At 64.6% G+C, this 8,570-nt stretch carries 9 protein-coding genes, 1 rRNA gene and 1 pseudogene; 9 read left to right on the forward strand and 2 right to left on the reverse strand.

What is annotated here, in order from left to right; translation table 11 throughout:
* Window positions 1-208: 208 nt before the first annotated feature.
* From rlmE to AAFN46_RS19980, 6 genes and pseudogenes are all read left to right on the forward strand, one after another.
* Window positions 209-829 carry a 23S rRNA (uridine(2552)-2'-O)-methyltransferase RlmE gene (gene rlmE, locus AAFN46_RS19955; protein ID WP_347810445.1) on the forward strand — a complete coding sequence of 207 codons (621 nt, stop codon included), beginning with the start codon at window positions 209-211 and terminating at the stop codon, window positions 827-829.
* 272 nt (window positions 830-1,101) lie between these two features.
* On the forward strand, window positions 1,102-2,058 hold the full coding sequence (locus AAFN46_RS19960) for a triacylglycerol lipase (protein WP_347810446.1): 957 nt from the start codon (window positions 1,102-1,104) through the stop codon (window positions 2,056-2,058).
* A gap of 44 nt (window positions 2,059-2,102) precedes the next feature.
* A pseudogene (locus AAFN46_RS19965) lies at window positions 2,103-2,189 on the forward strand (23S rRNA methyltransferase); the annotation flags it as partial.
* Between the two features lie 247 nt (window positions 2,190-2,436).
* A complete protein-coding gene (locus tag AAFN46_RS19970; RefSeq protein WP_347810447.1) occupies window positions 2,437-3,393 on the forward strand; it encodes a triacylglycerol lipase in 957 nt (318 codons plus the stop codon).
* Window positions 3,394-3,444: 51 nt separating this feature from the next.
* Window positions 3,445-4,458, forward strand: a complete 1,014-nt coding sequence (locus tag AAFN46_RS19975; protein WP_347810448.1) for a lipase secretion chaperone — start codon at window positions 3,445-3,447, stop codon at window positions 4,456-4,458.
* Window positions 4,459-4,498: 40 nt separating this feature from the next.
* Window positions 4,499-4,714, forward strand: a complete 216-nt coding sequence (locus AAFN46_RS19980) for a DUF2970 domain-containing protein (RefSeq protein WP_347810449.1) — start codon at window positions 4,499-4,501, stop codon at window positions 4,712-4,714.
* A gap of 92 nt (window positions 4,715-4,806) precedes the next feature.
* Here the strand turns inward: AAFN46_RS19980 and AAFN46_RS19985 are convergent, their stop codons facing one another.
* Window positions 4,807-5,496 carry an NUDIX domain-containing protein gene (locus tag AAFN46_RS19985; RefSeq protein WP_347810450.1) on the reverse strand — a complete coding sequence of 230 codons (690 nt, stop codon included), beginning with the start codon at window positions 5,494-5,496 and terminating at the stop codon, window positions 4,807-4,809.
* Window positions 5,497-5,638: 142 nt separating this feature from the next.
* Between AAFN46_RS19985 and AAFN46_RS19990 the strand changes: the two genes are divergently transcribed.
* Genes AAFN46_RS19990 through nadE form a run of 3 tightly spaced genes read left to right on the forward strand, consistent with a single transcriptional unit; the run spans window position 5,639 to window position 8,316 of the window.
* Window positions 5,639-6,283 carry a nicotinamidase gene (locus AAFN46_RS19990; RefSeq protein WP_347810451.1) on the forward strand — a complete coding sequence of 215 codons (645 nt, stop codon included), beginning with the start codon at window positions 5,639-5,641 and terminating at the stop codon, window positions 6,281-6,283.
* 1 nt (window position 6,284) lies between these two features.
* Window positions 6,285-7,478 carry a nicotinate phosphoribosyltransferase gene (pncB, locus tag AAFN46_RS19995; protein ID WP_347810452.1) on the forward strand — a complete coding sequence of 398 codons (1,194 nt, stop codon included), beginning with the start codon at window positions 6,285-6,287 and terminating at the stop codon, window positions 7,476-7,478.
* A 10-nt stretch (window positions 7,479-7,488) separates the two neighbouring features.
* Entirely contained in the window at window positions 7,489-8,316 is an 828-nt protein-coding gene (nadE, locus tag AAFN46_RS20000) for an ammonia-dependent NAD(+) synthetase (RefSeq protein WP_347810453.1), read from the forward strand.
* A gap of 162 nt (window positions 8,317-8,478) precedes the next feature.
* Here nadE and rrf read toward each other — a convergent pair.
* Window positions 8,479-8,570, reverse strand: a 5S ribosomal RNA gene (gene rrf, locus AAFN46_RS20005); the annotation flags it as partial.

Below are 8,570 nucleotides of genomic sequence, written 5' to 3' on the forward strand. Positions count from 1 at the left end.
GTGTCTCCGGCAAAGGAAGAGGATGGAGTGGGTGATGGCCGCGAATTGTAGCCGCCGGCGCCCTAGCCTGTCAGGCCGGGCGGATGGGCGCCGCGCGCCGTGGATTTAACCTGCACGACGCTCTCGGCTTATAATTGCCGCCATTTTGCGGCCCCTACTCCATGCGTTGGCCCGCTTTCACTTCGATTTTTCAGTGGTTGGTCCAATCATGAAACGCTCCAAAAGCAGCAGTCGCTGGCTCAACGAACACGTCAACGACCCCTACGTCAAACGCGCGCAGAAGGATGGCCTGCGCTCACGCGCCAGCTACAAGCTGATGGAGCTGAACGAGAAGGACAAGCTGATCCGTCCCGGCATGCTGATCATGGACCTGGGCTCCGCGCCCGGCGGCTGGTCGCAGGTGGCCGGCAAGATCGTCGGCGAGAAAGGCCGGGTGATCGCCAGCGACATCCTGCCGATGGACCCGCTGGACAACGTCGACTTCATCCAGGGTGACTTCACCGACGACGGCGTGTTCCAGCAGATCCTCGCCAAGCTCGACGGCCGCCAGCCCGACCTGATCATCTCCGACATCGCGCCCAATATCAGCGGCGTCGCAGTGGCAGACCAGGCCTCGTCGATGTATCTGGTCGAACTGACCCTGGACATGGTGCGTCAGGTACTCAAGCCCGGCGGCAACTATGCGGTCAAGGTGTTTCAGGGCGAAGGCTCCGAGGCCTTCCTCAAGGACGTGCGCAGCTCGTTCGAGAAAGTGATGATCCGCAAGCCGGAAGCCTCGCGCCCGCGCTCGCGCGAGGTGTATCTGGTCGGCAAGGGCTTCAAGGGGTAAGCGCCACGCCGGGCACGCTCGGCGCCTGGCGCAGGCCTCGGCGGGCCTGAAGCCGAACATTGGCCGGATGCAAATCGCCCGCCATGCTCCGCCGAGCAATGCCTGCATCCAGTACCCCCGGGCGCAACAGAGGCTTCACGGCATCGTTCGATGCCCGGCAAGGATCATCAGTTCCTACAAGATTCCCCCGTGTGCGAGTGGTTTCATTGCCGCCACCTCCGCTGCTGTGTGCGGAGTTACAAAAACAAAAATGAACACACAGGTACATGTCCATGAAAAAACTGCTGGTTCCAGCACTGGCCGCCCTCGGCCTGTGCGCTTCCCTTTCGGCCCACGCCAACACCCAGTCGCAGACCAAGAACCCCATCGTCCTGGTCCCTGGTATCTTCGCCTTCGATACCATCGCCACCATAGACTACTGGTACAAGATCCCCAGCGCCCTGCAGAGCCAGGGCGCGACGGTTCACGTGCCGAAGATCAACGCCTTCGACAGCTCGGCCAAGCGCGGTGAGGATCTGATCGCCCAACTGGAGCAGATTCGCGCGAGCTCCGGCGGCACGGTGCAGAAGTTCAACCTGATCGGTCATAGTCAGGGTGGCCTGACTGCCCGCTACGTGATGAATACCCGCCCCGACCTGGTCGCCTCGGTGACCACCCTGAACTCGCCGCACAAGGGCTCGCCGCTGGCCGACCTGGTCACCGGTGTGGCACCGCCCGGCAGCCTGCAGGGCGTGGCCTTCGACGTGTTCGCCAACGCCGTGGGCAACCTGGTCAATCTGATGTCGAACAACAAGAAGAGCCAGTCGGACATCCGCGCCATGCTTGCCGAGTTCAACAAGAACGGCGCCGCGGCCAACAACGCCACCTTCCCGACCGGCATCCCCACCACCTCCTGCGGCGAGGGCCCGGAAACCGCCAGCATCAAGAAGAATAATACGACCCACACAGTGCGCATGTACTCCATGAGCGGCACCGCGCCGCTGACCCACGTGCTGGACATCTCCGACCCGCTGTTCGGCATCACCTACCTGGCCTTCGGCCTCAGCGAGGCTAATGATGGCGTCACCGGCCGCTGCTCCAGCCACTTCGGCAAGGTGCTCAAGGACAACTACTTCATGAACCACCTGGATATCACCAACCAGGTTCTGGGTCTGGTGTCGCTGTTCGAGACCGATCCCAAGACCGTCTACCAGAGCCAGGCCAACCGCCTGAAAAACCTCGGCCTGTAGTTACCCGTGGCGGGCACGGCCCTCGCCGTGTCCGCCATCTGGCGTTCCTGAAGGACGTGCGCACCTCCTTCGAGAAAATGGTGATCCGCAAGCGCGAGGTCTACCTGATGGCCAAGGGCTTCAAGGGATAAGGCGAGCGCTGGCGCCGGCCCCGAATTGCAAACTCAAGCGCATGCCGCCCCCCGCTCCACGCCTGCTTTTCGCTCGCCATTGCGCGCCCCAAACGCGGAGCGGGCACCTCGTCACATCGAATAAGCCAGCCGGCAAGGATCATCAGTTCTTACAAGCTTCCCCCGTGTACCGGTGCTTTCATGGCCGCCACCTCCGCTGCTGTGTGCGGAGTTACAAAAACAAAAATGAACACACAGGTACATCTCAATGAAAAAACTGCTGGTTCCAGCACTGGCCGCCCTCGGCCTGTGCGCTTCCCTTTCGGCCCACGCCAACACCCAGTCGCAGACCAAGAACCCCATCGTCCTGGTCCCCGGCATCTTCGCCTTCGACACCATCGCCGGCATCGACTACTGGTACAAGATCCCCAGCGCCCTGCAGAGCCAGGGTGCAAAGGTTCACGTGCCGAAGATCAATGCCTTCGACAGCTCGGCCAAGCGCGGTGAGGATCTGATCGCCCAACTCGAGCAGATTCGCGCGTCCTCCGGCGGTAGCGTGAAGAAGTTCAACCTGATCGGTCACAGCCAGGGCGGCCTGACTGCCCGCTACGTGATGAATACCCGCCCCGACCTGGTCGCCTCGGTGACCACCCTGAACTCGCCGCACAAGGGCTCGCCGCTGGCCGACCTGGTCACCGGTGTGGCACCGCCCGGCAGCCTGCAGGGCGTGGCCTTCGACGTGTTCGCCAACGCCGTGGGCAACCTGGTCAACCTGCTGTCGAACAACAAGAAGAGCCAGTCGGACATCCGCGCGATGCTCGCCGAGTTCAACAAGAACGGCGCCGCGGCCAACAACCAGCGCTTCCCCACGGGCATTCCGACCAGCTCCTGCGGCGAGGGCCCGGAGACCGCCAACTTCCAGAAAAACAATACGACGCACACCGTGCGTATGTATTCCATGAGCGGTACCGCGCCGCTGACCCACGTGCTGGATATCTCCGACCCGCTGTTCGGCATCACCTACCTGGCCTTCGGCTTCAGCGAGTCCAACGATGGCGTCACCGGTCGCTGCTCCAGCCACTTCGGCAAGGTGCTCAAGGACAACTACTTCATGAACCACCTGGATATCACCAACCAGGTTCTGGGTCTGGTGTCGCTGTTCGAAACCAATCCGAAGACTGTCTATCAGAGCCAGGCCAACCGCCTGAAGAACCTCGGTCTGTAATCCCATGGCGGGTACGGCAGCCATTGCCGTGCCCGCCATCAGGAGTTCTCGATGCCCGGCAAGATCATCCCGATTGCCCTCGCCCTGAGCGCCGCCACCATCGGTGCGACCCTCTGGCTGTCTCGCCCCGCCCCCGAGCCCCAGGCGCAAGCCAAACCGATTTCCAGCCTGCCCGGCGATGCACGCAGCCAGCAGGCCAGCGCCACCAACCAGCGACTGAGCGAAGCGGCGCCAAGCGCCCTGCCCGACCCCGGCCCGCTGCCCCCTTCGCTGCAAGGCGCCAGCCATGGCGTCAGCCTGCGCATGGCCGCCGACGGCAGCCTGCTGCTACAGGAAGACCTGCTGCACCTGTTCGACTTCTATCTGGCTGGTCTGGGAGAAGAAGAGCTGGACAAGGTGCTGAGCCGCATCCACCGCGACCTCGCCGCCCAGCTGCGCGAGCCCGCCCTGGCACAGGCGCGCGACCTGCTACGCCGTTACGTCGACTACCGCATCGCCCTGCAACAGCTGCCCGAAGCCGACAACCTCGACGCCGCGGCCCTGCGCCAGCGCCTCGACGCCCTCAACGCCATGCGCCGGGAGTACTTCTCCGCCGCCGAATACACGGCCTTCTTCGCCCGCGACAATGCCGAGGACGAATACATGGTCCAGCGCCTGACCCTGGTCGGGCAGAGCGGCCTGAGCCCGGCCCAGCAGCAACAGGCACTGGCCGAGCTGGAGCTGCAGCTGCCGGAAGAGGTGCGCGCCGCGCGCACCGAGAGCGCCCGCCACGGCGAGCTCTATGCGGCCACTCAAGAACTGCAGAAGCAAGGCGCCAGCGCTGAGGAAATCCGCCAGTTGCGCGAGCAGACCCTGGGGGCGGAAGCCGCCACCGCCCTAGCCGAGCTGGATCGCCAGCAGGCCGCCTGGAAACAGCGCCTGGCCGATTACGCCAGCGAGCGCGACCGCCTGCGTGCCGCCGGCCTCAGCGACCCGGACCTGCAAGCGGCCATCGCCGAACTGCAGACCAGCCGCTTCGACGAGCTGGAGCGCCTGCGCGTGCAGGCCCTGGATGCCGAGCTGTGAAAATGCCCTCCTGCGCTAAGCTGAGCGCAGGAGGTATCCCATGGACGACGACAAAGACAAGCCGCTGACCTTCCGCGAGATGCTGCAGAGCGTGCTGGCCGCCGCCTTCGGCGTGCAGAGCGGCAAGAATCGCGCGCGCGACTTCGGCCGTGGCAAGCCCAGCCACTTCATTCTGCTCGGCGTGCTGTTCACCGCCCTCTTCGTGTTGCTGCTGTTCGGCCTGGTCAAGCTGGTGCTGGGACTGGCGGGTGTCTAATGCACTCGCAGGAGCTGCCACCGTAGCACCAACCTCTCCCGGTGCCGGACGACCGTCAACCGGGTCAGCCGGAAGGAGTGGCAGGGCCAGGGTCAGGACAGCACGCTGCGATCGAAAATAAAACCGCCGGCGGCCTGTGGCCGATGCTCCAGCAGATTCTGCGGGCGCCCCATGCGCGGCTGGTTCTTCTCGCCGGTGTCCAGAACCCAGCCGTGCTGCCTCATCTTATCCAGTCGCCCGCGCAGGGTGGTGTGCTGCACCGCCTGGCCGAGACAGGCCTGGAACGCCGCCAAGGCCTCGGTGACGGTGAAGCGCGGCGCCAGCAGGTACAACGGCAGCGAGGTGTACACGGCCTTGCCAGCCAGGCGCTCGGCGGCCTGAACCACCAGCTGGGCGTGGTCGAAAGGCAACGCCAGACGCCCCTGCAGCACCTCGGCCAGTGCCACGAAACGCAGATCGTCGCCCTGCAGTTCGGTCTGCGGCGTCAGCAGAGCCAGATAGATGGTGGACAGCGACCAGCCGCGCGGATCGCGCACCGCATTACCGACCGTGGCCACCTGCTCCAGGTGCGTCGGGACGATGCGCGCCTTGTCCCGCAGCGCGCGTGCGGCCGCCGCATCCAGGCTGGTGTCGGCGCAGCGGCCATTGACCAGCACGCCAGGCAGTGCCCACTGATCCTGAAAGGGCTCCTGGGCGCGGCGGATCAGCAGCAGCTCCAGCCCCTCCTTACCCAGACGCAACGCCACCATATCCACCCCGGCCAGCACTTCGGCGGAAGCCATGCCCTCTCCTTCACTATCGTCAGACTTATTTCATCTTGGCGAATAACTCACAGATTTTCACCTCAGCGAGAGAGAATCTCTTGCCAACTTATTTCATCAGATGGAATATGTAGCCATCTCCACGGCAGCGAGGAATGCCAAGATGAAAATCGCCAGCTTCGACGTCGACGCGCAAAAAGGCTTCACGCCCCTGTGCCCGGACGAGTTGCCGGTTCCCGGCGGCGATGCCATAGCCCCGGCCCTCAATCAGCTGGCCGAACGCGCCAGCCTGCGCCTGGGCAGCAAGGACGCGCACAGCCCGCAGGCCGCCTGGGTGGCGCCGAGCCACGCGGAGATGCTCAAGCCGCTGCCGCTGGCCAACGCCGACCTGTCCTGGGTCAGCCATTGCGTGCCGGGCACGCCGGGTTTCGAGCTGCTCGACGAGCTGCCCGCCCCGCTGGACTACGACTACTTCGTGTGGAAAGGCGTGGAGCCGGACCTGCACCCCTACGGCGCCTGCTACCACGACCTGGCCGAGAAGCGCAGCACGGGGGCCATCGAGTTCCTGCGGCAGAATGGCGTGCAGCGCGTGCTGGTCGGCGGCCTGGCGCTGGACTACTGCGTCAAGACCACCGCCCTGCAACTGCGCCGCGCCGGCTTCGCGGTGGACGTCTACCTGCCGGCCTGCCGCGCCATTGCCGCAGAGACCGCGGACGCGGCCTGCGCCGAGATGCGCGCCGCCGGCATCGCCCTGCACGCCAGCCTGGAAGAGCTGGACGCCGCCCTGAATACAAGTGGAGACAACTGATATGGCCGAGAGCGTATTCGCCGAGCGCATCGTGCAGAACCTGCTCGACACCGACTTCTACAAGCTGACCATGATGCAGGCGGTGCTGCACAACTACCCCAACGCCGAGGTGGAGTGGGAATTCCGCTGCCGCAACAGCGAAGACCTGACCCCCTACCTGGCCGAGATTCGCTACCAGATCGAGCGCCTGGCCGAGCTGGAGGCCACCGCCGACCAGCTGGCCTTCCTCGAACGCATTCCGTTCATGAAGGCCGACTTCATCCGCTTCCTCGGCCTGTTCCGCTTCAACCCGCGCCACGTGCACACCGGCATCGAGGACGGCCAGCTGTGCATCCGCCTGCGCGGCCCCTGGCTGCATGTGATCCTCTACGAGATCCCGCTGCTGGCCATCATCAGCGAGGTGCGCAACCGCTATCGCTACCGTGAAGTGCTGCTGGAACAAGCCGGCGAGCGTCTGTACCAGAAGCTCGACTGGCTCAAGAACGAAGCCTCGACCAGCGAGCTGGAAGGCTTCCAGGTGGCCGACTTCGGCACCCGCCGGCGTTTCTCCTACCGGGTGCAGGAGCAGATGGTGCGGATCATGAAGCAGGATTTCCCCGGGCGCTTCGTCGGCACCAGCAACGTGCACCTGGCCCGCGAGCTGGACCTCAAACCGCTCGGCACCATGGCCCATGAATGGCTGATGGCTCACCAGCAGCTCGGCCCGCGCCTGATCGACAGCCAGAGTGCCGCACTGGACTGCTGGGTGCGCGAGTATCGCGGCCTGCTCGGTATCGCCCTGACCGACTGCATCAACATGGATGCCTTCCTGCGCGACTTCGATCTGTACTTCGCCAAGCTGTTCGACGGCCTGCGCCACGACTCCGGCGACCCGCTGCAGTGGGCCGAAAAAGCCATCGCCCACTACGAGAAACTGGGCATCGACCCCATGAGCAAGACCCTGGTGTTCTCCGACGGCCTCGATTTCGAGAAGTCGCTGCAGCTCTACCGTGCACTTTGCGGGCGTATCCACGTAAGCTTCGGCATCGGCACCAGGCTGACCTGCGACATCCCCGGCGTCGAGCCGATGAACATCGTGATCAAGATGACCGCCTGCAACGGCCAGCCGGTGGCCAAGATTTCCGACACTCCGGGCAAGACCCAGTGCCGCGACGAGAACTTCGTCAGCTACCTGAAACATGTTTTCCGCGTATGAGGACCCAGCCATGAGCAACCGCCAAGCCGAAATCGCCGCCGCACTCGACGTGGTGCCCCCCTTCGCCGACGAGGCCGCCTTAGTGGCGCAGATCGACAAGCGCAAGGCCTTCATCAAGAACACCTTGCAGAGCTCCGGGCTCAAGGTGCTGGTGCTGGGCATCAGCGGCGGCGTCGACTCGCTGACCGCCGGCCGCCTGGCCCAGCTCTCGGTCGAGGAGCTGCGCGCCGAGACGGGCGATTCCGCCTATCGCTTCATCGCCGTGCGCCTGCCGCACAAGGTGCAGCACGACGAGCATGATGCCCAGGATTCACTGAGATTCATCCGCGCCGATGAAGAGGACACGGTCAACATCCACGACAGCGTGATCGGCCTGGGCGAGCAGGTCACCCACCTGCAGAAACTGACCGACGCCCGCCGCGACTTCGTGATTGGCAATATCAAGGCGCGCATCCGCATGGTCGCCCAGTTCGCCATCGCCAACGCCAACAACGGCCTGGTGATAGGCACCGACCACGCCGCCGAGGCGGTGATGGGCTTCTTCACCAAGTTCGGCGACGGCGCCTGCGACCTGGCCCCGCTCTCCGGCCTGGTGAAGCATCAGGTCCGCGCCATCGCCAAACACCTGGGCGCGCCTCAGCACCTGGTGATGAAGACCCCGACCGCCGACCTGGAAGAGCTGCGTCCGGGCAAGCCGGATGAGGAAGCCCACGGCGTCAGCTACGCCGAGATCGACGCCTTCCTGCACGGCGAGAAGGTCAGCGACGAGGCCTACGCCACCATCGTGCGCACCTACGACAACACCCGCCATAAGCGCGAGCTGCCGCTGGTCCCCTGACCCCACGGACGGCGCGGGCTGAAATGGCCCGCGCCACAACCAGCGTCCACGAGCATGCTGTCTCGACAACAGGGCAGTCCAGCCTCCGCCAGGCGCGGACTTTTCCCGTGCGCAAAAGCCAAACCCCCAGTCGATGTCTCGACTGGGGGTTTGGGGATAGGAGCTTGACGATGACCTACTCTCACATGGGGAAGCCCCACACTACCATCGGCGATGCGTCGTTTCACTGCTGAGTTCGGGATGGGATCAGGTGG

The sequence above is a fragment of the Pseudomonas sp. CAU 1711 genome, from assembly GCF_039888625.1.
Lineage (GTDB): Bacteria > Pseudomonadota > Gammaproteobacteria > Pseudomonadales > Pseudomonadaceae > Aquipseudomonas.